We start from the raw sequence: 26,413 nt of genomic DNA on the forward strand, positions 1-26,413 counted from the left end.
GGGGCCGACATGAAGATCAAGAGTGTGGCTCTCGGCCGAGTGAAAGCGGGCGAAGCGGACGGGCTCGCCGAGGGCGAGTTCCTCGTCTACCCGTCCACGTTCACGCGCGAGCCCGACAGTTACGGCGATGTGGTCGCGAAGGGTGCCTTCGTCGACGGCATCAAGGCGTGGCAGGAGTCGGGCGATGTCATGCCCGGCATGTACCTCCACGACCCGAACCAGATCGTTGCGAGCGCGATCGATATGGGCGAGGACGATACCGGCTGGTGGGTGAAGGGCGTCTTCGACGATGACCCTGAGGCGCAGCGCATCTACCGACTCCTCAAGGGGCGACGCCTGTCGTCGCTGTCGTTCGCGTTCGACGTACTCGAGGAAGGCGCGGTCGAGCTCGAGGACGGTCGGAAGGCCAATGAGCTGCGCAAGCTCATGCCGCATGAGTTCTCGTTCCTGCCGAAGGGGTTCGCCGCGAACGACGACACGAGCGTCGTCGCGGTGAAGGCCGCGGTCGACACGATCGCGATTGACCTCAAGGCGGGCCGCGTGCTCGCTGCGAAGCACATCGACTCCCTGCGCGCCGCGCAGGACGCTATCGGCACGGTAATCGCCGCGGCCGAAGCAACAGAAGACCAGGAGAAGGCCAGCGGTCAAGCTGCGCTCAACGACGAGGGCCCCACCGGGGTCAAGTCGGAGGAGCCCGGCGTCAGCCCGTCCGCCCGAGCACTGGCACAAGCACAAATCACGATCCTGCGCGGAGCGTAGGGGAAAGGGGTTCACCCATGAATCTCAAAGAACAGCTTGCAGCCCTGCTCAAGGCGATGCAGGCAATCATCGACGGCGCGAAGGCGTCCGAGCGTGAACTCACCGAAGAGGAGATCAAGAACCTCGAGGCGAAGAACGCAGAGGCGACCGAACTCAAGGGCAAGATCGAGCGCCAGGAAAAGGGTGCTGCGATCGCGGCCTCCATCGATGGTCTCGGCGTGCAGCCGGACGAAGAGCCCGGCGGCGCCCCGGTCCACGCCAAGAGCCTCGGCGCGTTCGTGAAGAACGACCTCGGCCCGAAGCTCAAGGGCGTGCGAGGCACCCGCTTCCAGGCTCAGACCGAGTACAAGGCCGCAACCGACGTGCAGGTCACCGGAGGCGCCGCAGGCGTCCTCGGCCCGGCCCTGACGCAGGTCGACACGAACATCGTGACCGGCAATCGTCGCCGTCTCACCGTCGAGGATCTCCTCGGCACGGAGACGATCAGCGGGGCCGCGATCACGTACTTCGTGGAGGGCGCGCTCGAGGGCGCACCGACGACCGTCGCGGAGAACGGCAAGAAGCCGCAGCTCCACTTCGCCGATCCGACCGCCGTCACCGAGGCGCTTGCCAAGGTCGCGGCGTACATCAAGGAGTCGGACGAGATCGTCGACGATCTGCCGTGGCTCGCGTCCGCGATCGACGGCCGCCTGCTGTATCAGCTGTCGCTCTTCATCGAGGACCAGCTGCTCAACGGGAACGGCACCGGCACCAACATCCGCGGCCTGCTCAACCGGTCCGGCATCCAGACGGAGACCGCCGCCGACCGTACGGACAACGCTGACGCGCTGTTCCGGGCGATCTCGAAGACCGCCCTCAACAGCGGACTCGAGGCCGACGGCATCGTCATCAACCCCGCCGACTACCAGTCGTTGCGCCTGTCGAAGGACAACAACGGCCAGTACTTCGGTGGCGGGTTCTTCACGGGCCAGTACGGCAACGGCACGATCGTCGAGCAGCCCCCGCTGTGGGGTCTGCGCACGGTCGTCACGCCGGCGATCGAGGCGGGCACCGCGCTCGTCGGCGCGTTCGCGCAGGCAGCGTCGGTGATCTCGAAGAGCGGCATCACCGTGGAGGCGGTCAACACGAACGAGGACGACTTCGTCAACAACCGCATCACGGTGCGCGCCGAGCGTCGCCTCCTCCTCGCGAACCGGCGCCCGTCCGGCTTCACGAAGGTCACCCTCTCCAACGCTGCGCCCACCGCGTAGCCACCCATCCAGGTGGGGCGGGCCGATCTGGTCTGCCCCACCGCTACTACCCCGGAGGTAATCACATGGCTCTGAAGGAGTACGAGGTGAACGGCTCGACCTGGCAGTACGAGGAGGGTCAGCAGCCCAGCGGCGCGAAGCTCGTCGGGTCCAAGGCCGCACCGAAGCCCGCCAACAAGGCGAAGCCGGTCACGAACAAGACCGACAAGGCCGCAGCCGACAAGGCCGCAGCGGCATCCGCGCCCGCCACTCCGGCTGGCGGCGTCGAAGACGCGTCCGACCCGAGCGCGAGCGAGTAACGGAGGTGGCGGCGATGGAGAGCTTCGCGACACCCGCTGAAATGCAAGAGCGCACCGGCGGCATCATCGCCGCCACCCACCCGTTCCTCGCGAAGGAGCTCGCATCGGCGACGCGCGCTATCCGACTGCACTGCGGCTGGCACATCGCGGGGCAAGAAACTCGCCGCTTCCAGAGGGTGCGGCCCTACCACGACGCGGTGTGGCTACCTGCGATGGAGATCGTCAGCATCACCTCAGCTACCGTCAACGGGGCCGCGGTCGACGTCGACACGATCGACTTCGACCCACAGACCGGGTGGACGTCGCTCACCGGGCGCAAGTTCAACGTCTCGTTCGTAGCCGGCTTCGAAGAAGTGCCGGCGGATCTCGTCACGCTCACGCTCGAACTCGCGGCCGGCGCGCTGATCTCCCCGCTCGGGATCTCGCGCGAGCAGGCTGGCGGCGTCTCGGTGACGCTGAACCGCACCTCGAACTCGCTGCTCGTTGGCCCGGGCGGTGCCGACGCCGCGCGCCTCGAGCCGTACCGGTTGGGGGTGCTCCCGTGATCCAGGGACTCACCTCCCGGCACGCCCTCATCCGCGAGCGCCCGCTCCTCGTTGACGACGGCCGCGGCGGGCACCGCTCCGACTTCACCGACGTCGTCGGCGTCGACCTGCTCGGGTGGGCGCTCGATGCCGGCGCGACGACGAAGGACACCCAGAACCGCGACGGCGCGCTCATCGCGTGGACCGCGCGCGGCCCATTCGGCGCCGACGTCGAACGGCACGACCGCATCACCGTGTTCGGTGAGCGGTACAAGATCAACGGCGCGGTGGTCCGTCAGCCGGGCCCGACTCCGTTGACCTCGCACACGATCCTGCTACTCGAACGATGGGACGGATGATGGCTACCGGTGTACGCATCAAGCTCAACAAGAAGGGCATCATCCGCCTGCTGCAGTCCCAGCAGGTCGCAGACCACCTCAAGGAGCGCGGCGAGCGCATCGCCGACGCGGCCGGCCCCGGTTTCGAAGCGACTCCGCAGCTGAACAAGGACCGCGCGGTCGTGTTCGTGCGTGCGGAGACCACTGAAGCACGACGCGCGCAGGCGGCGGACAACGCACTGCAGCGCGCGATCGACGCAGGGCGGTGACCGTGACCGAGCTCCTCATCCCCACCGACGTCGAAGTCGCGATCAAGCGTGAGATCGACGCGTCGCTCGTCGGCACCCAGTTCCAGGACGCGAAGGTCGGCACGAAGATCCCACTCGAGCCGAAGCCGACGCACTTCATCCGCGTCACGGCGACCGGCGGCGGACAGCGCGACCTCGTTACCGATACCCCCACTGTCGTCCTGGACGCCTTCTCCGTCGATGAACAGCACGCCCGCGACCTCTCGGCCCTCGCTGTCGCTGTACTGCAGCGAGCGGGGCGCGTGGGAACGCTCGGCGGTGTGCCTTGTTACGGGGTGCGCGTCGGCGGCCTCCCCGCGAACCTCCCCCATCCGACGGTAACCACGCACTTCCGGTTCACCGCCACTGTCTCCGCCGCTCTGCGAAGAGCGTCGGTCTAGGTTCCCCAACCACCCACACGCCCGGCAAACCCTGTCGGGCGTTTTCCGTTTCTGCCTGAAAGGGGCACCCCGCCATGAGCGTGGATTCCAAGAACGTCTTTATCGGTGCGCCGGACCAGGCCGTCACCGGTGCGATCCTGTCCGGTCCCGAGACCGACACCATCCCGGCGACGATCGACGACTTCGACGTCGATGAGCTCACCGATTCCGGGTACGTGAACGAAGACGGCGTGACCATCACCCCGTCGGAGTCGACCGAGTCGATCAAGGACTGGTCGCTCAAGACCATCCGCAAGATCCTGACCGAGTTCGAGGGCACCGTGGCGTGGTCGCACCTCGAGCTCTCGCTGGGCGCCCTGAAGAACTACATGGGCGACGACAACGTCGAGGTCACCGACGCGACCGCGACGAAGGGCACGCAGACGCGGTCCGCGATCGCCGGCGAGCAGCGCCCCATCAAGCAGTGGGTGTTCCGCATCAAGGACGGCGCGCGTCGCGCGATCGTGTTCATCCCTCACGGCCAGATCACCGAGCGCGGCGAGATCCCCCTCGTCGCGTCCGGCGCGATCACCCTGCCGGTCACGCTGTCGACCTACCCCGACGCCGCCGGCAAGTCGATCTACATCTACACCGACGACGGCGTGGTCGCCGCATCGGGCGCGTAGATCCCCGACCAGAGCGCCCGGACGACCGGGGAACCCGTCCGGGCGCTCTGCTTCCCCCTCACGGTTCCCCACCCACAACACCCAATACCCCAGGAGGTTCCCCATGGTGTTCCAGGTTCCGGCGTCGAAAGCGTCGATCAATCAGAACCGATTCGAGTTTGAACTCGACGTCCCCGCGGCGAACGGCAAGACCAAGAAGCGCAAGTTCTCGCTCCCGAAGATGCAGTTCGTGTCGTCGGACGTGCGCCACCGCATGCAGCGAGTCGGCGTGAAGATCGACGCCCTGCAGAAGGAAGGCGAGACCGTCGACCCCGCACTGCAGGTCGAAGCTGCGGAAATCCAGCGCGAGCTCATCGAGAAGTACGCGCCCGGCCTGTACGAACTCGTCACCGACGATCAGCTGCAGGCGATCCAGGAAGCGTGGCAGGAGGCGTCGAACATCGGCCTGGGGGAATCCTCGCCCTCTGCCGACTGATCGACCGGCACGAGGACGCAATCGAGTACGACCTGCTCAACGCGGGCTACTCGCTCGACGATCTCGGCCACTCGCTCTCATGGCGCCACCTCTGGGTGCTGACGCGCAGGTGGCAAACGCTGCCCGGCACTGCCACCTGCGCGGCCGTACAGGGCCGCGAGCACTGGGGCGTGGCAGAGCAGCTTCTCGCGGAAATCATCGACCTCCTGAACATCGGCAACTGGCAGCGCGCCGGCCGCAAGCATGCGGCGAAACCGAAGCGCTTTCCCCGCCCATGGGAGAAAGCGAAAGCCCAGAAGCTCGGGTCTGACCCGATCCCAGTATCGAAGTTCTCCGACTGGTGGGACAGCTTCACCGACAAGAAGAAGCGACGGAACCGGAGGTAGGTCATGGCCGATGGGGTCGAGCTGGCAACAGCATGGGTGCGTCTCGTGCCGTCCGTCGAGGGAATCACCGACGGCATCACGAAGGCCGTCGTGCCGAGCATGGGGCCCGCGGGCAAGGATGCGGGGAAGCGCTTCGGTAGCGGCTTCAAGGGCGCGGCGAGCGGCTTCCTCACCGGCGCCGTGTTCCTCGGTGTTGCCGCCGGCGTGAAGTCGTTTGTCACCGAGTCCGTGAACTCGCTCGCGCGCATCGAGAAGATCAACACGCAGACCGAGACCGTCATCAAGTCCACGGGCAACGCAGCAGGGGTATCCGCGAAGCACGTGGAAGATCTCGCGGGCGCGCTCGAGAATACGACCGCGACCGAGGCCGAAGCCACGCAGGAGGGCGCGAACCTCCTCCTCACCTTCAAGAACATCCGAAACGGTGTCGGGAAGGGCAACGACGTCTTCGATCAATCGACAAAGGCGCTCGTCGATATGTCGCGCGCGATGGGGACCGAGCCGAAGGCAGCCGCGATGCAGCTCGGCAAGGCGCTCAACGACCCGGTGAAGGGCATCACCCAGCTCACTCGCGTCGGCGTCACGTTCTCCGAAGAGCAGCAGAACACGATCAAGTCGATGGTCGAGATGGGCGACACCGCGGGCGCTCAGAAGATCATGCTCGAGGAGCTGAATTCACAGTTCGGCGGATCGGGCGAGGCGTACGCGAAGACGTACGCCGGGCAGATGGAGCTCCTCGGGCACTCGTTCGGGACGCTCGGCGAGACCATTATGGGTGCGGTCATGCCCGCGCTGCAGGGCTTTATGAGCGGGCTCGTGCCCGTGTTTCAGTGGCTCTCCGAGAACCAGGGGGTGCTGCTCGGCGTTGCGGCCGCGATCGGGGTAACGCTCGTCGCGGCGTTCGTCGCGTGGACGGCGTCGATCTGGGCCTCAACGGTCGCGTTGCTCGCGAACCCGATGACGTGGATCGTCCTCGGCATCATGGCACTCATCGCGGCGATCGTGCTCCTGGTTGCGAACTGGGACACGGTCGTCGCGTGGATCAGTGAGGTGTGGGCGGGGTTCATCTCGTGGATCACGGGCGTCATCGACGGCTTCGTCGAGTGGTGGACGGGCGTCTGGTCCGCCATCACGCAGTTCTTCACGGACGTGTGGAACAACGTCGTGGCGTGGGTGACCGAGGTGTGGTCCGGCTTTATCTCCTGGATCACCGGCGTGATCGACGGGTTCGTTGCCTGGTGGAACGGCATCTGGAACAGCGTCGGTCAGTTCTTCTCCGACGTCTGGACCAACGTGTCGAGCTTCTTCCGCGGCATCTGGGACGGCATCGTCTCGTGGTTCCAGCAGAAGATCCTGTTCTGGCAGAACGTCTTCAAGGTCGGCCTCTACCTGTTCGTGTCGTTCTGGTCGAACACGTGGAACAACATCACGAGCTTCTTCCGGGGAATCTGGAACGGCATCGTGTCCTGGTTCCAGGAGAAGATCGCGTTCTGGCAGACCGTGTTCCGCCTCTCGCTCGCGATCCTGCGAGACACGTGGCAGAACATCTGGAACGGGATCAAGACGTTCTTCTCGAACATCTGGAACGGCATCAAGTCCGTGTTTATGACGATGATCAACTTCGTCAAGACCAAGCCCGTCGAAGCGTTCAAGGCCGCTCGCGACGCGATCGGCTCAGCGTGGAAGGGCATCCAGGAGCTCGCGAAGAAGCCGGTCCGGTTTGTCATCGACACCGTGATCAATGGCCTCATCGGGACCGTGAACAAGATCCTCCCGAAGGGGATGAAGATCCCGAAGATCGATCTCCCGAAGGGGTTCGCGGTCGGCGGCATCCTCCCCGGCATGTCGCGGATGAGCGACGGCGATAGCCAGCTCATCGCGGCCCGGCCGGGTGAGGGTGTCATGGTCTCCGAGGCCCTCCGCAGTTCGGCGGACAAGGCCGCGTTCCTCGCTGCCAACGCGGCGGGTCGGAAGGGTGTCGGCTTCGCGTCGATGCTGCAGGGCTTCGCGCGCGGCGGGCTGGTGAACCCGCTGCCGAAGGGCTCCTACTCGGTATCGCAGCCGTACCACGGCGGCCACAACGGCATCGACCTCGCCGCCGCCAGCGGCACCAGGGTCTACGCCGCGGCAGACGGCGTCGTGGGGCTCGCCGGGTCCGTCAACATGGGCGGCAACGAGGTCTACATCCAGCACGGCAACGGGCTGGGAACGCGCTACTCGCACCTCTCCCGCTTCGCGACGTCGGCCGGCACGAAGGTGAAGGCCGGCAACGTGATCGGCTATGTCGGCTCGACCGGCATGTCGACGGGCCCTCACCTGCACTACATGGTGCACAACCCGGGCGGCGGGGCCGTAAACTACGGCAGCCACGTGAACCCGGCACCGTACCTCGGCATCTACGGGAAAGACCTCGGAGAAGCCGGCGGTGCAGCGTCCATTCTCGACGGGCTTGTCGACTGGGCGGTCGGGAAGATCAAGAGCCAGTTCCCGGGCGGCGGCCTCTGGGTCGACGTCGCGACAGCTATGGCGAAGAACGCCGCCGGTCTCATGTCGAAGGCATTCAACCCGTTCGCAGCCGCGGACGGGCACACGGCGCTGTACGACGACGGCGGGTTCCTGCCGACCGGTATCTCCCTCGTGGAGAACAAGACCGGCAGGCCGGAGCCAGTGTTCAGCCCCTCGCAGTGGTCCACGCTGCACGCCGCCGTCGACGCTCCCGAGCGCGGCGACGGCGAGGGCGTATTCCACCTGTATGACTCCGACGGTGTGCTGTTCGGCACCATCGACGGGCGCATCGCGGCCGCCTCTTCGGCGGGATCGGATCGCGTCCTGAACGACAGATTGGGAGTTCGATAGTGGCTATCTCGTGGGGTCCGTATCAGAATCACGTCCGCCTCGGCATCGACGTGATCATGTCACCGAGCTCGGTCGGTACATCGACCAGCTCGGTGACGCTGACGGTGCGCACCTATGTGCAGATGGACGGCTCGTCGTCGATCTACTACAACGGGCTCTCGCTGTCGTTCTCCGGCTCATGGTCAGGTGGCACGTCCGTGAACGTGAACCTGGGGCCAGGGCAGTCCGCCCTGATCCACACTGCGACGTTCACGCGTGCCACTTCATCCTCGAGTCAGGGACAGACGTTCAACGCGACGTTGTCGCATGTGTTCGGGTCGACGTCGATCTCGCGGGGGTTCACGATCCCCGCGAGACCGGCGGCGCCACCGCCGCGCCCGAATGCCCCCTCTGGGCTGAGCGCAGTTCGCAACTCGGATTCGCAGATCACGCTGACCTGGTCGCGCAACAGCACGTACACGAGTGTCATCGTGCAGCGCTCGACTGGGAACGGCACATGGACGCAGGTTGGCCGCCCCTCGGGGAACGCGTTTACATTCGTCGACCGCACGGTGAAGCCGAACGAGCGCTACTACTACCGCGTCTACGGCGTGAATGCGGGCGGGACGTCGCCGGTGTCCGGCACCGCGGGCCCGGTATACACGACACCGCGAATCCCCTCGCGCATCACGGCGACCCGAGTTGCTGCCGGTATTCGTGTCAACGCAGAAGAGGGTGGCCGTCCACCGTACGCGGCGTCGTACGACATCATGGACGGCTCGACCTTGGTGGCGTCCAACGTCGCCCTGCCGTGGACGCATGCGAACCCGTCGCCGACCGCGCACGTGTACAAGGTGCGCGCAAGGATCGGGTCGCTGGCATCCGGGTGGTCGGTAGCGTCGAACGTCGTCGAGATCGCCGCACCTCCGAAGGCTCCGACAAACCTGTCCCCCAACGGGCAGGTGGTATCGAAGCTTGCGGTGCTGCTGCTGAGCTGGCGCCATAACCCGGTGGATGCCTCGGAGCAGACGGTGCGTCAGCTTCAATGGCGCAAAGCGGGCACCTCGGCCTGGACGGTGCTCACCGCGGTGTCTACGGACTCCGAAAGCGCAACCTTCGTCAGCTCTGAGGCCACCTTCGGAGAGGGTGACATCGAGTGGCAGGTGCGCACGAAGGGGCAGCACGCCGACTACAGCCCGTGGTCGGCGACAGCGACCTTCACGCTCACCTCACCGCCCAACGTCTCGATCACGTCACCGGTCTCGCCGTGGGACCAGGCGCGGGCGCTCGCCCGGTGGGACTACTCGCAGGATCTCGGCCGCCCGCAATCCTCGTGGGAAGCCGAGCTCTACGACGGCAACGACCTCCTCGTCGCGCGCCGGTCCGGCACCGGCGCAACGAACTCGGTGACGTTCCCCGACATGCTCACCGACGACGAAACGTACACCGTCAAGGTGCGCGCCGCGACGGGCACGCTCTGGTCCGACTGGGACACGTTCACCTTCACCGTCTCGTTCGTGCCGCCCGCGCTCCCGAACATCTCGGGCGAATGGAGCGAGGACACCGGCGCCGTCACCCTCAGCGTCGGCGCCGGCGACCCCGTGCCTGGCGGGCCGCCGGTCGCAGAGACCGGCACGATCGACCTGCTGCGGTCCGTCGATAACGGCCAGGTGTGGGAGTCCGTGCTCGCCGACAGCCCCGATGTGAACCTGATCGTGGACGATCCCGAAGCGCTGTCGAACGGGCAGACGATGTACCGCGCGATCGCGTACGCGACCGTCACCGGGGCGTCGGCCTACGCCGACATCACGGTTCTGGCGCAGTCGCAGGCGCTCTGGCTCGGCGGCGGCGAGCAGTTCGGCCTCACGGCGCGCCTGCCGTACTCGCCCAAGGTGAAGGTCGACGCCGGCCGGGAGCGCTCGGTGCAGCGCTACGAGGGGCGCAGCCGAGGCGTTGCGTACGCCGGCGAGCAGGTGACGCGCGTCGTCGACGCGTCCGGGGCGCTCATCGAGAGCGATGACGCGAACGCGACGGTGGCGCTGCTCGAGGAGCTCGCGCAGGATCCGTCACCGCTGCACCTGTACCGAGACCCGGACGGGCGCCGCATCTACGGGGTGCTCGGCTCGATCTCGCTCCCCCGCAACGGCGGCAACGCCGCGGCGATCATGTGGGGCTGGTCGTTCCAGCTCGAAGAGACCGACCGATAACAGGAAGGGGGCGGCATGGACCTCACAGGAGCGCGCCGCCCCCGGTGGCTGTACACCCTCCTCGACGCCGCGGACGTGCCGCTGCGCGCGCTCGACGGCGTGAAGGGCGGCAGCTGCGAGGTCGCCGCGACCACTCGTCTCGGCGGCTCCGCATCGCTCACGATCGACGATCGCGGACAGAATATCGACTGGATGAGCCACCGGGTGCGCATCACCTACGATCCCGGCATCCGAGGCGTCGAAGCGTGGCCGATCGCCACGATGCTCTTCACCACCCCGAAGACCCGCCACGGCATGATCGTCACCCAAACGGTCGACCTGCTCTCGAAGATGTCGATCATCGACGAGGACTCCGTCGCGGCGCGCTTCAGCCTCGCCGCCGGAACTCCCATCATCCCCGCGGTCGTGAGCCTCATCCAGTCCACCGGCGAGACCCGCATCGCGGTCACCGACTCCGATGCGACGCTCACGAACGCGATGGTGTGGGAGCCGGCGGAGTCGAAGCTCACCATTATTAACGACCTGCTCGATGCCGCCGGTTACTGGGCGCTGTGGTGCGACGGCAGCGGACAGTTCCGCGTCGAGCCCTACATCGCGCCGGCCGACCGCGCGGTGTCGTTCGTGTTCGAGGCCGGCGAGGTGTCGATCCACTCCCCTGAATGGGATCAGGAGCAGGATCTCTCCTCCGTGCCGAACCGGTACATCGTCGTCGGCACCGGCTCCGACAGCGCGCCCGCGCTCTCCGCGGAGGCGATCAACGAAGACCCCGAATCGCCGTACTCGGTGCAGAACCGGGGCCGCGTGATCACCCGCTCCGAGACCGGCGCCGAAGGCACCCTGCCCGTCCTGCAAGCCCTCGCGCAACGCCGACTCCGCGACGCCATGTCACCCGTCGCGAAGCTCGCCGTATCCCACGCGATCGTCCCCCTCGACCCCAACGACGTCGTCGACTTCCGACCACGCAACGCCGACCCCGCCCGCGCGACCATCCAGCGCATGTCCTACGGACTCACATTCGACGGCCAATGCTCTGCCGAGTGGAGGGAGGTGTGAGCATGCCCGACGTCCTCGCACCGATCGTCGATCGGATCGCCGCGCTCGCCGCAGCGGTCCGCGGTGCCCCTCACTTCGAGTGGGGCACCGTGGCGTCTTCGTCACCGCTCACGGTGCAACTCGACGGCGACAGCGAGCCGATGCTCGGTACCCCCTCAAGGCTCGTTTCGAACTTGTCCCCCGGTGAACGGGTGCTCGTCATGATTCAGAACCGCCGCGCGACAGTAGTCGGCCGCGGCGGCGGGACCGTATACCGGAGCGGTGAGGTACTGGTCTCCACCGGAACCCTCACCAACATCAGCGGCACGGGCACCTATGGAACGACGCTCACCTTCACAGTCCCTGCAGTCCCCCCACCCGGCTGCGCCGTCCGTGTTGAAGCCCTTCGTGTCGGCACCGGATACGGGAGCATCGCACTCGTAAGCCAAGCCCCTGGGGTATCAAGCACGACCGTGACTATCCGCTTCACACAAGTTGGGGCGGGCACAGCTCAGACGCTCACCGTTCGCTGGGAGATCGTCCCGAACTCGTAGAAGGAGCCCCATGGCTGACTATCTCACTCAAGCAACGCTCGCTGAGGACTCACTGCTTCTCGCGCGCATCGCAGCATGCGCTTTCGAAGAAGGACTTGCCCGGCCGCCTGCAGCCGATCCCCGCGAATGGGCGCGCGCGCAAGCCTGGGCCTTCGCAACCCAACCGGGATGGGATGAGGCAGTGCTCCGTGCGAACGGCAACATCCAGGCGGGAGTGACAGACGAAATGATCCGCGTCGCTGCTCACAACATCGTCACTACCCACCCGCCAGCGGCTTCTCCCGAAGAACCCTCGATCCCCGCCGAGTAGCGGGGCACTCTCGTTCCCATAGAAAGGAGTAGCGCATGACTGGAGTCATCTGGCCTGCGGTCAAGCCGCGAGTCACCGAAGAAGCCGGCACCCGCAACGGCACTCACACGGGCATCGATCTCGCTGCCGAGCGCGGAGATCCGGTCCTTGCACCGTTTGACGGGACCGTCGTGTTTGTCGGCGGAGACGGCGCATCCGGTCGCCTCTGGCTCGGTGATCGGTGGCTGTACCCCAACGGGCAAGGCCGCACGGTCGAAATCCAACGCGCGGACGGGCTCATCTCCCGTGTCGGCCACCTCGAGGGATACAACGTGCGCGTGGGCGACAAGGTGCGCGCCGGCGACGTCACCGGGTACGCGGGTGACTCCGGTTACTCGACCGGCGTGCACATCCACTGGGAGCTGCGCTGGGACCGCGCATGGAACGGCGGCCGCTGGATCAACCCGCGCAGCGTCGCACCCACGACGTTCACCGCACAACAGTCACTCACCACGATTCACGAGGAGGAAGACATGCTCATCAATCTGCGAGGCAAGACGGGCTCACACAAGGCCGGGCTCTACCTGTTCAAGGGTGGCAAGGCCACGTACCGAGGGAAGAAGCAGAGCGGTTTCCCGACGCTGAGCGACCTGACGATCATCGCCGGTCTGTTCAAGGAGTACAAGCTCTCATGAGCGCGACGGTGGTGGTGCTGCTGGTCGCCGCGTTCTGTCTCGTGGTTCTCGGCGGCATCATCGCTGTCCGGCAGTGGTTCGAGCGGCGGTCCAAATGACAGAACCCATTTGGGTCGCCCTCATCGTCGCGATGCAGGGTGTCGTAGTCGCTCTCATCAGCAAGGTCACGATCGATGCGCGCCGCACGAAGCGATCGACTGAGGCCGTCAAAGAGCAAGTCGCGAACTCGCACGTGCTCCCGAACGGCGAGCCGTACAACCTGCGCGACAACATCGACCACAACCAGTTGGCCGTGCTCGGCGAGATTCGAGGCATCCGCCGTGACATCGGCCGGCTCGACCAGCGTGACATCGAGCGCGGCCGCGAGATGCGCGAACTGCACGTCAAGATCGACGAGCTCGGAACGGCCGACCGCGGCGCAGCCGACCGTCTCACCAACATCGAGGACACTCTCGACCTACGAAAGGACCGCCCGTAATGGAGATCCAGATTCCCGCGATCCCCGCCGGCGTACTGACGCTCCTCGCGTTCTTCAGCCCGTTCGCGATCGCGCTCATCAACCACCCGAGCTGGCCTTCAGGTTCCAAGCGCATCGTATCGATCGTCGTGAGTGTCGTGCTCGCCGCGATCGTGCTCGTGCTGTACTTCGTGATGACGGGCGACGTCGTGCCGCACTGGCCCGTGTTCGTGCTTCTCGCGATCGTCGTGCAGCAAGCCGCCTACGCACTCATACTGAAGACCTCCGCGAAGAACATCGAAGGAAAGTACGGCGCGCACTGAGCGCCCTCTCCCAAGACATTGCGCCCCCTCCTAGCCTCCGGGCTGGGAGGGGGCGCTTTCGTCGTTCTCCGATGCCCCTTCTAGTGTCAAGGCCTGCATCTCCTTCCCTCGGCCCGCTCTACTGGAATGTGAAGGATGCCAACGGCCGACGCTGGCCACCGACGGAAGGACGACCACTCATGGGATCGATCAGGTACGACGGACTCACGATTCACTTCAACGACCGCCTGCTTGCGCACATGCAGGTAGTCATCGTGCAGAAGATCATGCGTGAGGAATCGTTCCTCATGGCTTGGAAGAATGGGACGAGCGCGGGCGAGGGCCGCACCGCGATCTGGATAGCTCCAAGCACGCGACTGACGTTCAGCTTCGAGGAGAGTGAGATGCCGGACATGGATGAGGAGTGGTTGCAGCGCCTCGGCGAGTCCGCGAACTCGAACACGGGAATGATCGTGACTGAGGCAGACGGATCGTTGGCTCGCGCAGAAGCAGCAGACACTCCATACCCGGGAAATCTGCCGGATGCTTAGACCAGAAAGCAACCCGTTCGCTGGCCAATACTCCATATCCTGAAGTGAATCAACCCCTGACCTATTTTGTTTTCAATGCCAAGATTTGGCGTATGGGGTATTTGAAACACGGTGGACGGGAATACGAATTTGAAGACAGGTTGCTCGCGCACCTGCAGTTCGTGATCGGGCAGAAACTGAAAAAGCAGGAGAGCTTCTTCCTGAGCTGGAATAAGGCCCACGATCAGGGCGATGGAAGGGTGTCGGTATGGTTGTCGCCCTACACGGGCGTCGCATTCCATTTCTCCGGTAGCCGGGAGCCCGAGCTGAGCAAGGCGTGGGTTCGGGCGCTCAACGCGCTGGCGCACACGCCCCGGGGGCTTCTCGCGATCAGCGAAGACGAAGCCAATAGGTTCGTGAAGAACAATCCCGACCTGACGTAAGACTAAAAGGACGGTCCCTCTCGGAGTTCTGAGAGGGACCGTCCTTCGTCGTATCCCGGTTGATGTATGGGGTACACGGTAGCCCGGGGCGACGCGACCAGAGTGCAACACTGCACACCGTCTGAGTAAGCCGTTGACCTCTCCGCGGAGCAGAAGCTATAGGCTCACGTGTGCAACGGCCCGCCTCCATTCGGCGGCCCCGACGTCTTCCGCTGCGCATGCGCAATGTGCGCCGCATTGTCGTACAGCACCGACGCGTCCGCCTGCTCGAGCGTCGGGAAGATACCCGTCATGCGCCGCTGCGCCGGATCGAGAGCCCACTTCAGCACCAGGAACCGCGCCTCACCCGTCGTGTCCGTGACGCGGTTCACGATCGCGGTCGGGTGATCCTTCGCGCTGCGCATGATCACCCACGTGTCCGCGTCGAGGCGGACCGGTGCAGGTCTACTCATGCGCAGCATCGTACGTCGTGCCGTCGACACTGGGACGGCAGGGTGATCTTCCGGGTGATCTCGTGTCGTCTGCGCATCAGTCTGTGGCACGCTAGGGAGAAGTCGGATCGCGTCGGTGCGGTCCTCTGAATAGATCGGAATCGCAATGGCGGACATTGCTGCAGGTTGGTACGACGACGGCTCGGGACGACAGCGCTGGTGGGACGGATCGGCATGGACCGATCAGTTCGCTGAGGAGCAGCCCGCCGCTCCTGAACGCTCGAGCGCCATGCAGAAGGCCGCGTCCCAGATGCAGTCATTTGGTCGCAAAATGACGAACAAACACGACCTCAGTGGCGATGAGGATGCGATCTGGACGGCAGTGGGCAAGCCGCTCACTGGGATTGGCGGCGGACGTTACAAGCTCACCGCAGAATACCTGATCTTCGAGGTCGGCACGCTCTCGTCGCGCGGCCAGCAGATTCGTACACGCGAGATCTTCGATGTTGATTCCTCGCAGACGATGGCGCAAAAGGCCCGAGGCGTAGGGAACATCACCCTTCAGGCCCGACGAGAGTCTGGCGAGGAGAAGGTCACCCTGCAGGACATCACGAACTTCCGGGAGGGCGTGAACATCATCAACCGCGTCTCCGATGAAGCCAGGCATTCGCATAGCCTGCGGGAGCGCACCTCACACTCAACGGTCTCCTACAATGGTCAGCCGCATTCCACTTCAGCCCCGCCGGCCGCCGCGCCTCCCGTCACGACCGTGGCCGAGGCATCAGGCGCGAGTGATCTGAACAGCGAACTCGAGCGTCTCGCAGCCCTCAAGGCGCAAGGCGTTCTCGACGATGAGGAGTTCAAAGCTGCGAAGCGGAAGCTGCTCGGTCTCTAGAGCCGCACAGCCCCATCACTCGACAAGCACCCCCTGGTTCTGAGCTTTTGCTCCGCGCGAGGGGGTGCTTCACTTTTGTGCGGCTGCCAGCATGGACGGATGAAGGATGAATACGGTTACCGTCTACCCACCGAGGCTGAGTGCCTCAAGGTCGCAGGTCGCGCTCTCACCAAAGGCATCCTCCGAACCATGTCTATGGATCCGCACGAAGCGGCACTCGGCGCCTACATCCCGAACGTCACGCCCTCTGTAGAAGAACTCGAGGCCCAGATCCGCGGCTTTCATGCGGAAGCAGAAGCCAGGGCTGCGAAAAAGTGTGGGCAAAATGTGGGCAAACACCCAAACGGCGACAGTTAGAAGCCGCCGCGATCCCAGTCATAGCAACGATTATCGCTTAAGAGATTGCGGTGCCCCGGATAGGAATCGAACCTACGACACCTTCTTTAGGAGAGAAGTGCTCTATCCACTGAGCTACCGGGGCGCGGGACCGGTCGACCGGCCCATGCGAGTCTAGCGCACCGCCCCCTCCGCCTTCACTCAGTGCGAGCGGGGTCGCTTCGAGAGCGTGTCGCGGCGGAACGCATGGCCGACACACTCCCGAAGTGACCCCGCTCGCACAATTTAGAGTCGGCGGCGCGGGAACGCGAAAGCGGGCGGGGTCGAAACCCCGCCCGCTTGAGCGCGTGTACCCGTTCGGGTTAGAAGCGGACCACCGTCAGGCCGGTCTCGCCGCCGGGAGCGATCGGGCCGATGCGGGTCGTGCCGCCCCAGCCGCCGTGCACGGCCTGGCCGTTGCCGATGTAGACGCCGACGTGCTGGCCCGGGAAGACGAGGATGTCGCCGGGAGCGTAGCTGCCGCTCGTGACCACCGTGCCGCCGAGCGCGGTGTACTCGTGCACCTGCGTGCCGAGGTCGCCGGCGGGGATGCCCACTGCGCGCAGCGACTTCTCGACGAGCGCGGTGCAGTCCTGGTTGACGCCGAGCTGCGCGAGCGCCGCGTCGACGATGCCCTGAGCGCCGCTTCCGGGAGGAACGTCGCCCTCCTGCGGAGCCTCGGGAGCCTCGCCCGCAGCGGCGGGTGCGCCGCCCTCGGCGGGAGCTGCGGCGTCTGCAGCCTGCTGCTCGGCGAGCTGCTCGGCCTTCTCGGCGTCCGCTTCGGCCTTGTCGGCCGCCTTCTTCTTCTCGGCGGCGACCGCAGTGGCTTCGCTGCCCTCGGCGTCGACGACGACGTTCGCCACCGGCGCGGCAGTGCTCGTCTGGAGCGTCTGCGCGGCCAGGAACCCGTCGGGAACCTCGTTGACACCGGCGGGCGTCTCGTTCGTCGCGTACGCCGGGATGGAGAACGTGCCGACCATGCCCAGGCTCAGTGCAGCTGCGCCGGCCATCTGTACGATCCGCTTCGCTCGCGACGGAGTGCGTCCGACGAGCTCGCTCGGAAGCACGATGTCCGTGCTGGAGTGCTGAGTCACGTGTATATCTGCCTTACTGTTGCCAACTGGTGTCTGCGTCAGGTGCAGCCCTTGCGGGCCGCGACCGTTAAAGCGTAACCGAACATCACGAATATGTCACGCTCAGGTCACGAAACCTTCAAGTACCGCTGAAACAAGCGCCCGCGCTCGCCTGCGGGGGCCTCGGAGTATCTCGATGCCGAGCGACCACGACTCAGATCACGCCCTGCGCGAGCATCGCGTGCGCCACGGTCTCGAACGCCGCGGAGTTCGCTCCGAGCACGTAGTCCCCGGGCCGCCCGTACCGCTCGGAGGCGGCGTAGGTCGACGCGTGCACGTCGCGCATGATGTCGCGGAGCCGCGACTCGCTCTTGTCGCGATCCCACCGCGAGCGGGCGGCGTTCTGGCTCATCTCGAGCGCGGACGTCGCCACTCCCCCGGCGTTCGCCGCCTTGCCCGGGGCGAAGAGCACGCCGGCCTCGCGGAAGCGGGCGACCGCCTCGGGCGTCGCGGGCATGTTCGCGCCCTCGGCGACGGCACGCAGGCCACCGGCGATGAGCGTGCGCGCGTGGTCGCCGTCGAGCTCGTTCTGCGTGGCGCACGGGAACGCCAGCTCGCCCGGCACATCCCACACCGAACCCGAGGCCACGAAGTGCGCGCCCGGGCGGCGCTCGGCGTACGCGGAGATGCGGGCGCGCTCGACCTCTTTGACCTGCTTGAGCAGTTCGACGTCGATGCCCCGCTCGTCGACGATGTACCCGCTCGAGTCGGATGCCGTCACGGCGGTGCCGCCGAGCTGCTGGATCTTCTCGATCGCGTAGGTCGCGACGTTGCCCGAGCCCGAGACGATGGCGCGGCGGCCGTCGATGCCCTGCCCGGCGCGCAGCAGCATCTCCTCGGCGAAGAACACGGCCCCGTACCCGGTGGCCTCGGTGCGCACCTCCGCCCCGCCCCAGCCGATGCCCTTGCCGGTCAGCACGCCCGCCTCGTAGCGCTGCGTGATGCGCCGATACTGCCCGAAGAGGTAGCCGATCTCGCGACCGCCAACCCCGATGTCTCCGGCGGGGATGTCGGTGTGCTCGCCGATGTGGTGCACGAGCTCCGTCATGAAGCTCTGGCAGAACCGCATCACCTCGGCATCGCTCTTGTCGCTCGGGTCGAAGTCCGATCCGCCCTTGCCGCCGCCGATGCGCTGCGACGTGAGCGCGTTCTTGAAGATCTGCTCGAACCCCAGGAACTTCACGACCGACAGGTTCACGCTCGGGTGGAAGCGGAGCCCCCCTTTATAGGGGCCGAGCGCCGAGTTGAACTGCACGCGGTAGCCGCGGTTCACCCGCACGCGCCCGGCGTCGTCGGTCCAGGGCACCCGGAAGATCAGCTGCCGCTCGGGCTCGACGAGGCGCTCCAGAATGCCGGCCTCGATGTACTCGGGGTGCTCGGCGAGCACGGGCTCCAGCGTCTCGAGCACCTCGCGCACCGCCTGCTGGAACTCGGGCTCGGCCGCGCTTCGGCGGGCGACGGTGTCGGCGATGTCTCGCAGGTGGGCGTCAGGGGTCAGCAACGTCAATGTCGGCTCCTCGGGTACTGCGGCGGTTCGCTACTGCGAGACGAAGATGTGGGCGGCGACCTCGGTCGGCAGGTCGATCGCTTCGCTCGATCCCTCGACCTCGACGTGCACGATGTGGCCGCTGCGGCTGAACGACGCCCGCTTGCCGGGGAGCACGCCCGCCGCGGCGAGCTGTTCGAGCAGTTCGGGATCGACCTGCAGGGGCTCCGCGAGTCGCTTGATGCGGGCGACGACCACGGCCTCGGGGTCGATGAGCAGTTCGGTGAGCCCGGTCACGCCGGTCTGGAACGAGCCGGCGCGCACGGCGCCGAGCTCTTCGAGGCCCGGGATGGGGTTGCCGTAGGGCGATTCGGTCGGGTTGCCGAGGATGCCCAGCAGCTTGCGCTCGACCTGCTCGCTCATCACGTGCTCCCAGCGGCAGGCCTCCTCGTGCACGTAGGCCCACTCGAGGCCGATCACGTCGGCGAGCAGGCGCTCGGCGAGGCGGTGCTTGCGCATCACATGGATCGCCTTGCTGCGACCGTCGACGGTGAGTGCGAGGCGGCGATCGTCGGTGACCACGACGAGACCGTCGCGCTCCATGCGCCCGACGGTCTGCGATACGGTGGGCCCCGAGTGACCGAGGCGCTCGGAGATTCGAGCGCGCAGGGGGACGATCCCTTCCTCCTCGAGCTCCAGAATCGTGCGGAGATACATCTCGGTCGTGTCGATCAGGTCCGTCATCGCCGTCCTTTCGGGTCCGTCGTCCAGCTTAGGCCATCGCGGCCGAGCGACGCGGGCTGCGGGGTCCGCGCTCGATACAATTGCGCTCATGGCTGACATCACGATCCCCACTGAGCTTCTGCCCGCCGACGGCCGCTTCGGCTGTGGCCCCTCGAAGGTGCGAGACGAGCAGCTCGCCTTCCTCGGCTCGCTGCAGCCGCGCGTGCTGGGCACCTCGCACCGCCAGGCACCGGTGAAGGACCTCGTGGGGAGCGTGCGCTCCGGCCTCGCCGAGCTGTTCCGCGCGCCCGAGGGCTACGAGATCCTGCTCGCGAACGGCGGGGCGACGACGTTCTGGGATTCGGCCGTGCACTCGCTCATCGAGCGCCGCAGCCAGCACCTGACGTTCGGCGAGTTCGGTGCGAAGTTCGCGAAGGCGGCGGGCGCGGCCCCGTTCCTCGAGGATCCCGATGTGCGTTCGGCCGACGCCGGCTCGCGCTCGGCCGCGGAGCCGGTCGCGGGCGTCGACGTGTACGCCTTCCCGCACAACGAGACCTCGACGGGCGTCATGGCCCCCGTTCGACGCGTGGCGGGCGATGCGGGTGCGCTGACCGTGGTCGATGCGACGAGCGGCGCGGGCGGCATCGACTTCGACGCCGACCAGGTCGACGTCTACTACTTCTCCCCGCAGAAGAACTTCGCCTCCGACGGAGGCCTCTGGTTCGCGCTGGTCTCGCCGGCCGCGATCGAGCGCATCGAGCGCGTCGCCGCCTCGGGCCGCTACATTCCGGAGACTCTGAACCTCGCCGGGGCGGTGGAGAACTCGCGGAAGAACCAGACGCTCAACACCCCGGCGCTCGCGACGCTCGGCATGATGGACGAGCAGGTGCGCTGGATCAACGCCAACGGCGGGCTGTCGTGGGCCGCCGCCCGCACGGCCGAGTCGTCGGGCGTGCTGTACGAATGGGCCGAGCGCACGGCGGTCGCCACGCCCTTCGTCTCGGACCCGGATCATCGCTCGCAGGTCGTCGTCACGATCGACTTCGAGGACTCCGTCGATGCTGCAGCCATCTCGAGCGCGCTGCGCGCCAACGGCGTCGTCGATACGGAGCCGTACCGCAAGCTCGGCCGCAACCAGTTGCGGATCGCGACCTTCACCGCGATCGAGCCCGACGACGTACGCGCTCTCGTGGCCTCGATCGACTACGTGCTCGAGCGCCTCGGCTGAGCGCGAGCGGCGCCGGGACGGCCCGCCCGGGCGGGGCGGGCCGTCGGGCCCGGGCGCCTAGGGGGTAAGCTCCGGGCCCGACGGGAAGCGGGGGTCGCGAGCGCTCGGGCATCGCCGCAGCGATCGCGACGCGCATCCGCTTCTGTTCCGGGGCGCCCGTCGGCAGGAAGACCCCGGACGCCCCGGCCCTGCACCCACGATATGCAGCGGCGCACGGAACCGGATCCGGGAGATCTACGTATTCCGCGCGCGGCGGGGGCGGCTACTCCTCGGAGTCGTCGTCCTCGGAGTCGTCGTCTTCGGAGTCGTCGTCCGATTCGTCGTCGACGTCGTCGGTGTCCTCGTCGAAGAGGTCGGCGTCGTCGGAGTCGTCGTCGATGTCCTCGTCCTCGGAATCGTCGTCATCCGTGTCGTCGCCGTCCGAATCGTCGTCGTCCGAATCGTCGTCGAACGCATCGGCGTCCTCGTCGAGGTCGACGCCGTCGAGGTCGTCGTCGAAATCGTTCTCGAGCTCGTCGTCCTCCGCGTCCGCCGCCTCGTCGTCATGCGGGTCTCCCGCGGCATCCGCCTGCTTGGCGTGCCCCTCGCGGTACTGCGCGAGGCGCTCGGACCACGGCACCCAGTCAGGAGCGATCACCGAGTCGGGGCCGGGCAGCAGCTCCACCTCGAGCACCGTCACCGGCGCGTCCTCGCTCGTGCGGGCGAGGGTCGCGGCCCACCGCCACCCCGGGTAGCCCGCCAGACGGCATTCGAACAGCAGGGTGAGCACGTGGGCCTCTTCGACCTCGTATCCCGCGTCGGCACCGATCATCGAGGGGTCGGTGATCTCGGCCAGGGCGGCGCGCGCCTGGTCGCGCGCGGCCAGCAGCACCGCGTCGGGCGTGAGCTCGGTCTCAGACATCGAAATCATCCGCCACCCGTCGCAGCATCGTGGCGACCTTTCGCGATTGCGAGCGCTCGGGGTACTGCCCGTGCTTCAGCCGCTCGCCGAGCCCGTCGAGCAGCTTGACCAGATCCTCGATGATCACCGCCATCTCGTCGGCCGACTTGCGGCTGCGCTTCGCGAGGCGCGGGGTGTCGAGCACCTGCACGGAGAGCGCCTGCGGGCCGCGCCGTCCATCGGCGACGCTGTACTCCAGACGCGTTCCGGCCTGGATGTCGGCGTCCTCCGGAACGACCGACGCGTGCAGGTACACCTGTGCGCCGTCATCCCCCTGGATGAACCCGAAGCCCTTCGCCTCGTCATAGAACCTGACCTTGCCGTTCGGCATGCCTCGTTCCCCTCCGTCTCCTCGTGATGCGCCGCGGAGCCCGCGCGCTCGTTCGCGAGCGCGCTCCCCGAGCATTCAGCCAATTCTAGCGGAGCAACTTGCTCTCGCGCGGAGCCGGGATGCCGATAAAATGGAGCGGATGTCCACTGAACCCAGCACCCCGTCGATCCTCGAGCGGATCCTCGCCTACGCGTCGCTCTCCATCATCGCGCTGGCGCTCCTCTCCTTCTTCGCGACCCTGATCGTGGGGATGAACGATCGCTTCGCGCTCGCCGAGGGCCTCTGGCCCCTCGTGTACGGCATCTCGATGATCGGTCTGCCGATCGGCTTCGTGCTGCTGATCGCGCTGCTGATCCTGACCCAGCGCCGCCGCCGCACGGAAACCCGGAAGCTCTCCGGCCGCTAGGTCGGATGCGCTGATGAGCGGCACACTCGCGCTCGCCTCCGCCATCGCGGAGATGGATCGCGACACCCTTGCGGCTCTGGTGCGCAGCCGACGGCCCCACGCGCACGCGAGCATCAACGACCCGATCGGGCTCGCGTCGGATCTCTTGAAGCCGGACTCGATCGCCCGCGCACTCGCCCCGCTCGATCGCGCGCAGCTGGCGGCGGTCCGCGACCCGCGCTCCGCCGACTCGGCCCGCATCGAGCAGCTCCGGGGCCTCGGGCTCGTCGGTCGCGACGGCGACGCGGCCGTCGCGCTGCCCGAGGTCGAAGCCGTGCTCGACGATGCGCTGGCCGCGGCTGGATCGGGTGATGCGCCGCGCGCGGCGGGCGCGCTGCCGACCGGCGCCGAGGCCGGCCCCGACCCCGATCCCGACCCCGACCCCGACACGAGCGTCTGGTTCACCTCGGCCCTGACCGCAGTGGGGCAGGCGGCCGAGTGCCTCCGCATGCTGCGCGACCGCCCGGGCAAGCTCAACCGGTCGGGCAGCATCGCCGTCGCCACGGTGAAGCACCTCGCGGAGGCCACGGCGATCGAACCCGACGAGGTGACGCTCGCGCTCGCCGCACTGCTGCGCGCAGACCTCATCGCCGCGCTCGCCGACGACCAGCTCCTCATCGCCGCATCCGGCTCCGGTTCCTGGCTCGCCAGCGCCCACGTCGAGCGGTGGATCGCGCTCGCCCGGGCCGCCGCGCTCTCCATGCCGGCCCCGCTGCGCGCCGAGTGGGCGGCGGCGGCTCGGCCCAGCTGCGACGTGCGAGCGCTCGCCGCAGCCGTGCCCGAGGAGTACCCCCTGCTCCCCGCGGCCGATCTCGCCGCGGTCGCCGATTTCGCGCGGCTCGCCGAGTACCTCGGCCTCACCGTGGCCGGCCGCTGCACCGACGTCGCCGACGCGCTGCTCGCCCGGGACGGCGTCGGCGTCGCCGAACCCCGCGGCGCCGGCGACGCCGACGTGGTCGCCCGGGTCGCCGCAGCCATGCCCGAGACCGCCGCGGGCGTGTACGTGCAGCCCGACCTCAGCGTCGTCGTACCGGGCCCGCTGCCGCCCCGCGACGAAGCGGTGCTGGTGGCGCTCGCCCGGCCCGAGCACATCGGGGTCGCATCGACCCGCCGCATCAGCGAGGCCTCCATCGCGGGCGCGTACGAGCGGGGCCTCACCCCCGCCACGGCGCGCGAGGCGTTCGCGCGCATCTCGCTCACCGGCATCCCCCAGCCGCTCGAGTACCTGCTCAGCTCCCTCGGGGAGCGGGTCGGCGGCATCGTCGTGAGCGAGCACCACGGCGACGAGGGCCGCACACGGCTGGCGTTCGCGCGCGCCGAGCTCGCCGCGACGATCCTCGTCGATCGCACCCTGCAGCACCTGCAGCTGCACCGCACCCGCGCGTCGGAGACGGAGCTCTTCTCGCGCCTGAGCCCCGACCATGTGCTCGCCGCCCTCGCCGACGCCCGCTACCACGCCTCATCGGGGGCGGCGGCGCTGCACGAGGCGGAGGGGGCGCTCGATGCCCCGCCGGAGGCCGCGCGCACGGACGAGCCGGAGACCGAGCCGGGCGCGGACGCGAATGCGGACGGCGCGCCGAGCAACGCGCCGCGCACCGGGTCGGGCACCGCGCCGAGCAGCGCAGCGGGCGCTGCGGCGAGCGCAGCGGCCCCCGACCGGGATCACTCGCCTTCTCCGCAGGAGGCGCTGGTCGATCGCGTCTTCACCGCCGCGCGCTCCGAGCCGGGCACCGGCGACTTCACGCGGCGGCTCGAACTCGCGATCCGCGACCGCAGCCCCGTGCGCGTCACGGCGGAGTCGCGCGGTGAGGTGCGCACGTTCACGCTGCTGCCGGTCTCCGTGAGCGCGGGGCGGCTGCGGGCCGCCGACCAGTCGGCCGGCGTCGAGCGCACCCTGCCGATCACCCTGATCACGGCGGTCGAGTCGGTCTGATCCGGCTTGCGCCGGACCATGCGCGGGGCCGCGCTGAGCGCACGACGCACTCCGCCGGTACAGCGATGCGCGGTAGACTCGCTCGTTATGACTCTCGGCCCCCTCATCGTGCAGAGCGACCACACCGTGCTCCTCGAAGTCGCCCACCCCGACGCCGAGGACGCGCGGCACGCGCTCGCCGTGTTCGCCGAACTCGAGCGCGCGCCCGAGCACATCCACACCTACCGCATCACCCGCCTCGGCCTGTGGAACGCGCGCGCCGCCGGCCACACCTCCGAGGAGATCCTCGAGACGCTGAACCGGTACGCGAAGTTCCCCGTGCCGAGCGGGGTCGCGAATGAGATCGCCGACACGATGCGCCGCTACGGGCGCCTCACGATCGAGCGCGCACCGGTGCCCGGCGAAGCCTCCGCCGAGGAGGCCCCCACTCAGCTCGTGCTGCGCTCGGAGGATCCGATGGTGCTGCGCGAGGTCGCGAGCGCGAAGAAGATCGCCCCGCTGCTCGGCAACCGGATCGACGAGCACACGTTCCCCGTCGAGGCGTGGGCCCGCGGCGAGCTCAAGCAGCAGCTGGTGGCCCGCGGCTGGCCCGCGGAGGACCTCGCCGGCTATCGCGCCGGGGAGCCCTACGACATCTCGCTGGCTGAAGACGGCTGGGAACTGCGCGACTACCAGGCGAAGGCCGTCGAGGCCTTCCAGCGGGGCGGCTCGGGCGTCGTCGTGCTGCCGTGCGGTGCGGGCAAGACCATCGTGGGCGCGGCGTCGATGGCGGCGGTCGGCGCGAAGACCCTGATCCTCGTCACGAACGCGGTGTCGGCGCGCCAGTGGCGCGACGAGCTGCTGCGCCGCACGAGCCTCACCGAGGACGAGATCGGCGAGTACTCGGGGCAGGTGAAGGAGGTCAAGCCCGTCACCATCGCGACGTACCAGATTCTCACGAGTCGCAGGAAGGGCGAGTACGCGCACCTCTCCCTGCTCGACGCGGAGGACTGGGGCGTGATCGTGTACGACGAGGTGCACCTGCTGCCCGCGCCCGTGTTCAAGCTCACGGCCGACCTGCAGGCGCGCCGCCGCCTCGGCCTCACCGCGACGCTGGTGCGCGAGGACGGCCGGGAGGGCGACGTGTTCAGCCTCATCGGGCCGAAGCGCTACGACGCGGCGTGGAAGGACATCGAGGCGCAGGGCTTCATCGCCCCCGCAGCCTGCTTCGAGGTGCGCGTCGACTTCGGGGAGGCGGAGCGCATGGAGTACGCCGTCGCCGAGGATCAGGATCGCTACCGCATCGCCTCGAGCGCCCTCATCAAGCAGCCGGTCGCCCGGCGCATCATCGACCGCCACCCGGGCGAGAGCGTCCTGGTGATCGGGCAGTACATCGACCAGCTCGAGTCGATGGCGGAGGCGCTCGGCGCACCCCTCATCACGGGGCAGACCCCGGTGGACGAGCGCGAGCGGCTGTTCCAGGCGTTCCGCAGCGGCGCGGAGAAGATCCTCGTCGTGTCGAAGGTCGCGAACTTCTCGGTGGATCTCCCCGACGCCTCGGTCGCGATCCAGATCTCGGGATCGTTCGGCTCGCGCCAGGAGGAGGCTCAGCGGCTCGGGCGACTGCTGCGCCCGAAGTCGAACGGCGCCACGGCGTCGTTCTACACGCTGATCACCCGCGACACCGTCGACCAGGATTTCGCGCAGAACCGGCAGCGCTTCCTCGCCGAGCAGGGGTACGCGTACACGATCCTCGACGCCGACCAGCTCTGAGGGCCGCGCTGCG

Annotated in this window: 32 protein-coding genes and 1 tRNA gene; 26 read left to right on the top strand and 7 right to left on the bottom strand. The window is 67.6% G+C overall.

Features of this window, described 5'->3' with window-relative positions; genetic code table 11:
• Window positions 1-9: 9 nt before the first annotated feature.
• The 20 genes from BLT44_RS00240 (at window position 10) to BLT44_RS00330 (ending at window position 14,728) form a co-directional block, all read left to right on the top strand.
• Window positions 10-759, top strand: coding sequence for an HK97 family phage prohead protease (locus tag BLT44_RS00240; protein WP_010156210.1), 750 nt, complete (start codon window positions 10-12; stop codon window positions 757-759).
• Between the two features lie 17 nt (window positions 760-776).
• Window positions 777-2,009, top strand: a complete 1,233-nt coding sequence (locus BLT44_RS00245) for a phage major capsid protein (RefSeq protein ID WP_010156209.1) — start codon at window positions 777-779, stop codon at window positions 2,007-2,009.
• A gap of 65 nt (window positions 2,010-2,074) precedes the next feature.
• Window positions 2,075-2,308: a hypothetical protein gene (locus BLT44_RS00250; RefSeq protein WP_010156208.1), complete on the top strand. Its 234-nt coding sequence runs from the start codon at window positions 2,075-2,077 to the stop codon at window positions 2,306-2,308.
• Window positions 2,309-2,349: 41 nt separating this feature from the next.
• The gene (locus BLT44_RS00255; protein ID WP_040504958.1) at window positions 2,350-2,853 is read left to right on the top strand and encodes a hypothetical protein; all 504 of its coding nucleotides are present in this window, start codon (window positions 2,350-2,352) and stop codon (window positions 2,851-2,853) included.
• The gene (locus BLT44_RS00260) at window positions 2,850-3,191 is read left to right on the top strand and encodes a hypothetical protein (RefSeq protein WP_010156205.1); all 342 of its coding nucleotides are present in this window, start codon (window positions 2,850-2,852) and stop codon (window positions 3,189-3,191) included. The genes BLT44_RS00255 and BLT44_RS00260 overlap by 4 nt, the downstream gene beginning before the upstream one ends.
• The gene (locus BLT44_RS00265) at window positions 3,191-3,439 is read left to right on the top strand and encodes a hypothetical protein (RefSeq protein ID WP_029608208.1); all 249 of its coding nucleotides are present in this window, start codon (window positions 3,191-3,193) and stop codon (window positions 3,437-3,439) included. Before BLT44_RS00260 ends, BLT44_RS00265 begins: the two co-directional genes overlap by 1 nt.
• Window positions 3,436-3,858 (top strand): hypothetical protein, encoded by a 423-nt coding sequence (locus BLT44_RS00270; RefSeq protein WP_010156203.1) that lies wholly within the window; start codon window positions 3,436-3,438, stop codon window positions 3,856-3,858. The genes BLT44_RS00265 and BLT44_RS00270 overlap by 4 nt, the downstream gene beginning before the upstream one ends.
• A gap of 74 nt (window positions 3,859-3,932) precedes the next feature.
• On the top strand, window positions 3,933-4,523 hold the full coding sequence (locus BLT44_RS00275; protein ID WP_010156202.1) for a phage tail tube protein: 591 nt from the start codon (window positions 3,933-3,935) through the stop codon (window positions 4,521-4,523).
• 103 nt (window positions 4,524-4,626) lie between these two features.
• Entirely contained in the window at window positions 4,627-4,998 is a 372-nt protein-coding gene (locus BLT44_RS00280) for a hypothetical protein (protein WP_010156201.1), read from the top strand.
• Window positions 4,944-5,384, top strand: a complete 441-nt coding sequence (locus BLT44_RS00285; protein ID WP_010156200.1) for a hypothetical protein — start codon at window positions 4,944-4,946, stop codon at window positions 5,382-5,384. Before BLT44_RS00280 ends, BLT44_RS00285 begins: the two co-directional genes overlap by 55 nt.
• 3 nt (window positions 5,385-5,387) lie before the next feature.
• Window positions 5,388-8,240: a peptidoglycan DD-metalloendopeptidase family protein gene (locus tag BLT44_RS00290; RefSeq protein WP_010156199.1), complete on the top strand. Its 2,853-nt coding sequence runs from the start codon at window positions 5,388-5,390 to the stop codon at window positions 8,238-8,240.
• On the top strand, window positions 8,240-10,426 hold the full coding sequence (locus BLT44_RS00295; RefSeq protein WP_010156198.1) for a fibronectin type III domain-containing protein: 2,187 nt from the start codon (window positions 8,240-8,242) through the stop codon (window positions 10,424-10,426). Before BLT44_RS00290 ends, BLT44_RS00295 begins: the two co-directional genes overlap by 1 nt.
• A gap of 15 nt (window positions 10,427-10,441) precedes the next feature.
• Window positions 10,442-11,479, top strand: coding sequence for a hypothetical protein (locus BLT44_RS00300; RefSeq protein ID WP_010156197.1), 1,038 nt, complete (start codon window positions 10,442-10,444; stop codon window positions 11,477-11,479).
• A gap of 2 nt (window positions 11,480-11,481) precedes the next feature.
• Complete coding sequence (locus BLT44_RS00305) at window positions 11,482-12,012, top strand: hypothetical protein (protein WP_231291530.1); 531 nt, start codon at window positions 11,482-11,484, stop codon at window positions 12,010-12,012.
• Between the two features lie 10 nt (window positions 12,013-12,022).
• Window positions 12,023-12,322, top strand: a complete 300-nt coding sequence (locus BLT44_RS15075; RefSeq protein ID WP_143025927.1) for a hypothetical protein — start codon at window positions 12,023-12,025, stop codon at window positions 12,320-12,322.
• 35 nt (window positions 12,323-12,357) lie between these two features.
• A complete protein-coding gene (locus BLT44_RS00310; protein WP_010156195.1) occupies window positions 12,358-12,996 on the top strand; it encodes a M23 family metallopeptidase in 639 nt (212 codons plus the stop codon).
• Between the two features lie 94 nt (window positions 12,997-13,090).
• Window positions 13,091-13,474, top strand: a complete 384-nt coding sequence (locus BLT44_RS00315; protein WP_010156194.1) for a hypothetical protein — start codon at window positions 13,091-13,093, stop codon at window positions 13,472-13,474.
• Window positions 13,474-13,776, top strand: coding sequence for a hypothetical protein (locus BLT44_RS00320; protein ID WP_010156193.1), 303 nt, complete (start codon window positions 13,474-13,476; stop codon window positions 13,774-13,776). Before BLT44_RS00315 ends, BLT44_RS00320 begins: the two co-directional genes overlap by 1 nt.
• A 179-nt stretch (window positions 13,777-13,955) precedes the next feature.
• Window positions 13,956-14,306, top strand: coding sequence for a DUF7882 family protein (locus BLT44_RS00325; protein ID WP_010156192.1), 351 nt, complete (start codon window positions 13,956-13,958; stop codon window positions 14,304-14,306).
• A gap of 44 nt (window positions 14,307-14,350) precedes the next feature.
• Window positions 14,351-14,728: a DUF7882 family protein gene (locus BLT44_RS00330; protein ID WP_331270909.1), complete on the top strand. Its 378-nt coding sequence runs from the start codon at window positions 14,351-14,353 to the stop codon at window positions 14,726-14,728.
• A gap of 164 nt (window positions 14,729-14,892) precedes the next feature.
• Here the strand turns inward: BLT44_RS00330 and BLT44_RS00335 are convergent, their stop codons facing one another.
• Entirely contained in the window at window positions 14,893-15,180 is a 288-nt protein-coding gene (locus BLT44_RS00335; RefSeq protein ID WP_050803108.1) for a hypothetical protein, read from the bottom strand.
• A gap of 145 nt (window positions 15,181-15,325) precedes the next feature.
• Between BLT44_RS00335 and BLT44_RS15800 the strand changes: the two genes are divergently transcribed.
• Window positions 15,326-16,054: a DUF2510 domain-containing protein gene (locus BLT44_RS15800; protein WP_010156189.1), complete on the top strand. Its 729-nt coding sequence runs from the start codon at window positions 15,326-15,328 to the stop codon at window positions 16,052-16,054.
• Window positions 16,055-16,153: 99 nt separating this feature from the next.
• A complete protein-coding gene (locus BLT44_RS15080) occupies window positions 16,154-16,411 on the top strand; it encodes a hypothetical protein (protein WP_143025928.1) in 258 nt (85 codons plus the stop codon).
• Between the two features lie 51 nt (window positions 16,412-16,462).
• Here BLT44_RS15080 and BLT44_RS00345 read toward each other — a convergent pair.
• The 4 genes from BLT44_RS00345 to BLT44_RS00360 form a co-directional block, all read right to left on the bottom strand.
• A tRNA-Arg gene (locus BLT44_RS00345) sits at window positions 16,463-16,535 on the bottom strand.
• Window positions 16,536-16,752: 217 nt separating this feature from the next.
• Window positions 16,753-17,439: an NlpC/P60 family protein gene (locus BLT44_RS00350; protein WP_081473385.1), complete on the bottom strand. Its 687-nt coding sequence runs from the start codon at window positions 17,437-17,439 to the stop codon at window positions 16,753-16,755.
• A gap of 277 nt (window positions 17,440-17,716) precedes the next feature.
• A complete protein-coding gene (gdhA, locus tag BLT44_RS00355) occupies window positions 17,717-19,069 on the bottom strand; it encodes an NADP-specific glutamate dehydrogenase (RefSeq protein WP_040504956.1) in 1,353 nt (450 codons plus the stop codon).
• Between the two features lie 30 nt (window positions 19,070-19,099).
• Window positions 19,100-19,792, bottom strand: a complete 693-nt coding sequence (locus BLT44_RS00360) for an iron-dependent transcriptional repressor DtxR (RefSeq protein WP_010156186.1) — start codon at window positions 19,790-19,792, stop codon at window positions 19,100-19,102.
• A gap of 88 nt (window positions 19,793-19,880) precedes the next feature.
• Here BLT44_RS00360 and serC point away from each other — a divergent pair, with 88 nt between their 5' ends.
• A complete protein-coding gene (gene serC / locus BLT44_RS00365; RefSeq protein WP_010156185.1) occupies window positions 19,881-20,999 on the top strand; it encodes a phosphoserine transaminase in 1,119 nt (372 codons plus the stop codon).
• A gap of 262 nt (window positions 21,000-21,261) precedes the next feature.
• Here serC and BLT44_RS00370 read toward each other — a convergent pair whose 3' ends face one another.
• A complete protein-coding gene (locus tag BLT44_RS00370) occupies window positions 21,262-21,900 on the bottom strand; it encodes a DUF3027 domain-containing protein (RefSeq protein WP_010156184.1) in 639 nt (212 codons plus the stop codon).
• Window positions 21,893-22,270 (bottom strand): cold-shock protein, encoded by a 378-nt coding sequence (locus BLT44_RS00375; protein ID WP_010156183.1) that lies wholly within the window; start codon window positions 22,268-22,270, stop codon window positions 21,893-21,895. Before BLT44_RS00375 ends, BLT44_RS00370 begins: the two co-directional genes overlap by 8 nt.
• 139 nt (window positions 22,271-22,409) lie before the next feature.
• Between BLT44_RS00375 and BLT44_RS00380 the strand changes: the two genes are divergently transcribed.
• The 3 genes from BLT44_RS00380 (at window position 22,410) to BLT44_RS00390 (ending at window position 26,400) form a co-directional block, all read left to right on the top strand.
• On the top strand, window positions 22,410-22,676 hold the full coding sequence (locus BLT44_RS00380) for a hypothetical protein (RefSeq protein ID WP_010156182.1): 267 nt from the start codon (window positions 22,410-22,412) through the stop codon (window positions 22,674-22,676).
• 13 nt (window positions 22,677-22,689) lie between these two features.
• Window positions 22,690-24,648 (top strand): helicase-associated domain-containing protein, encoded by a 1,959-nt coding sequence (locus BLT44_RS00385; RefSeq protein ID WP_074689799.1) that lies wholly within the window; start codon window positions 22,690-22,692, stop codon window positions 24,646-24,648.
• Window positions 24,649-24,735: 87 nt separating this feature from the next.
• Window positions 24,736-26,400, top strand: a complete 1,665-nt coding sequence (locus BLT44_RS00390; RefSeq protein ID WP_010156178.1) for a DNA repair helicase XPB — start codon at window positions 24,736-24,738, stop codon at window positions 26,398-26,400.
• Window positions 26,401-26,413: the final 13 nt, after the last annotated feature.

Origin of the sequence: Leucobacter chromiiresistens (assembly GCF_900102345.1) — a bacterium.
Classification (GTDB): domain Bacteria; phylum Actinomycetota; class Actinomycetes; order Actinomycetales; family Microbacteriaceae; genus Leucobacter; species Leucobacter chromiiresistens.